Source organism: Streptomyces sp. KR55, from assembly GCF_052245645.1.
Taxonomy (GTDB): Bacteria; Actinomycetota; Actinomycetes; order Streptomycetales; family Streptomycetaceae; genus Streptomyces; species Streptomyces flavusporus.
Map to the genome: position 1 here is coordinate 1 of NZ_JBQQCE010000797.1, position 2,446 is coordinate 2,446.

Here is a 2,446-nt window from a genome sequence, read left to right on the forward strand (position 1 = left end):
GGACAGCTCGATCAGCGGCCGGGCGAGGCCGCCCAGCGCGGCGTCCAGGACCTGGCGGGTGCCCGAGCCCTTCTCCCGGAGGACCAGCGGCGTAGCCGCCAGTTCCTCGGCCGGCAGCGGGCGGCGTCGGCGGGCCCAGGGGTGGCCGGGTGCTGTGACGACGATCAGGTGGTCGTGGGCGATGACGACCGAGTCCAGCCCGGTCGGCACCGTCAGTCCCTCCACGAAGCCCAGGTCGGCCTCGTCGGCCAGCAGCCGCTCCGCCACGGCCGCCGAGTTGCCCGCGAGCAGTGACACCGCCGTGTCCGGTCGCTGGGCGCGCAGCGCCAGCAGCCAGCCCGGCAGCAGGTACTCGGCGATCGTCATGCTGGCCGCGACCCGCAGCCGCGAGTCCCGCCGGTCCCGCAGCGCCTGTGCCCCCGCGTCGAAGGCCTCCGCCGCCTCGACGACCCGGCGTGCCCAGTCGGTCACCAGCGCACCGGCGTCCGTGAGCTGCGATCCGCGCGGGGATCGGTCCACCAGGGCCACGCCCAGCTGCCGCTCCATGGAGCGGATCCGGCTGCTGGCCGCCGGCTGGGTGATGCCGACCTCACGGGCCGCCGCGCCGAGGCTGCCCAGCCGGGCCACCGCCAGCAGCAGCTCCAGCGCGCCCAGATCCGGCACCCGGTGCGCCAGCGAGCCACCGTTCGTGGACGGCCGCCCGTTCTCCTGCTCCTCCGACCAGCTCATAACTCCACCTTATGCCTCGATAGAGGCATACTCCCTGGCTCCCCGGTGGCGGCCTGCTCAGCGGAGAGCTGCTCGCAGGGCCTCGCCCAGCACCCGTGGTGCCTCGACGAGCGACGGCCCGTACCACGTCAGGTGCCGGCCGCTGACGAGTGCGCACGACAGCCCCGCGAAGGCCTCCGGGCCGTCGTCTGCGGTGAAGCGGTAGGGCTCGTCCGGCAGCACGACCACGTCCGGTGCCGCCGCGCGCAGGTCCTCCAGGGGGATCCGTGGATAGCGGTCCGCGTGGCCCGCGTACAGGTGGTCGACGCCGAGGCGGGCCAGTACGTCGCCCGCGAAGGTGTCCCGGCCCAGCACCATCCACGGCCGCCGCCAGATCGGCACCACGGCGGTCGTACGAGGGTCCAGGACGGGTGGCCGCGACCAGGCCGCCTCGGCCTCGTCCAGCCACCGCGGCCGGGACCCGGCACCGCAGGCGTCCAGCACCCGGGCCAGCTCACGGAAGGCCTGCGGCACGTCCCGCACCTCGGTCACCAGTACCTCGACGCCGGCGGCGCGCAGGGCGTCGAGGTCGGGGGCGCGGTTCTCCTCCTCGTTGGCGATCACCAGGTCGGGGGCGAGGGCGAGGATACGCTCGGCCTTGGGGTTCTTGGTGCCGCCGACGCGGATGACGTCGAGATCCGCCGGACGGGTGCACCAGTCGGTGGCGCCGGCCAGAGCGCCGGGCACGGACACCGCCACGGCCTCCGTCAGCGACGGCACCAGCGAGACGACCCGCACTACCGGGGCTTGTCGTGGACGGCCTCGATGTGCTCGGCCACGGCGACGACGAGGACCCGTGTGTCCGGCTCGGCGGCCCGCCAGCGGTGCCGGACACCGCCCGTGAGGTACAGCGTGTCGCCGCGGCCCAGGCGATAGGCGCGCCCCTCCGCCTCGATCTCCACCGCGCCGTCCGCGACGTACATCAACTGGTCGTTGCGGTACTGGAATTCACGCCCGGCGTCATGGTCGCCAGTGAACTCCGAGGCATGCATCTGATGGTGACCACGCACCAGGGAGCGCACCTGCGGTTCGGGCGTCGGCTCGGTGCTCTCGCAGCGCACCACGTCGACGCTGCACGCCGGGTCGGCGGCCGCGAGGAGTTCGACGGCGGTGGTGCGCAGGGCGTCGGCGACCTTCTCCAGGGAGCTGCGGCTGGGTCGCGCCCGGTCGTTCTCCACCTGGCTCAGGAAGGGGACCGACAGGCCGCTGCGCTCGGCCACGACGGCGAGGGTGAGCTCCAGGGCGCGGCGCCGCCGCCGTACGGCCGCGCCTACTCGAAGGGACTGCTCTTTGTGGTCGCCCATCGCTCCGGCTCCCTCCTTCGCTCGTCGCTCGCTCCTCATGCGCCGCTGTCCGGGCGCACTCCGTTCTGATGAGTTCTCTGCACCCTACGCATGTTCGGCAAACCGTTTCATGCGCCTGTCACATCGCCGTCACACCGGATGCCTCCCGACCTCACAGTTCGCGCCAGTGGATCGGCCCTCACAGTGGTCTTACGCGGGCGTCCTTCTCACTGCAACGCGTGAGGCTCGCCAGATGTTCTCACCACAGCGGCGGCAGCCACACGGTCGAGCGGACGAGGCTCGGGCAGGGCGTAGCTCTTCGTGGTTGGCCGGATCCTTTTCGTTCCTTCCACTGTCCGGGTACGGGGCAATGCCACGAGGGGTGGGTTTCACCT

The 2,446-nt window shown here is 72.6% G+C and carries 3 protein-coding genes; all 3 read right to left on the reverse strand.

From position 1 onward, the window contains the following. Window positions 1-729 (reverse strand): LysR family transcriptional regulator (locus ACTWQJ_RS50190; protein WP_443313015.1); only part of this gene is annotated, 729 nt, incomplete at its 3' end. Window positions 730-786: 57 nt separating this feature from the next. Then, a complete protein-coding gene (locus ACTWQJ_RS50195; RefSeq protein ID WP_443313016.1) occupies window positions 787-1,506 on the reverse strand; it encodes a helical backbone metal receptor in 720 nt (239 codons plus the stop codon). Then, entirely contained in the window at window positions 1,506-2,072 is a 567-nt protein-coding gene (locus tag ACTWQJ_RS50200; RefSeq protein WP_443313017.1) for a helix-turn-helix domain-containing protein, read from the reverse strand. Before ACTWQJ_RS50200 ends, ACTWQJ_RS50195 begins: the two co-directional genes overlap by 1 nt. Window positions 2,073-2,446: the final 374 nt, after the last annotated feature.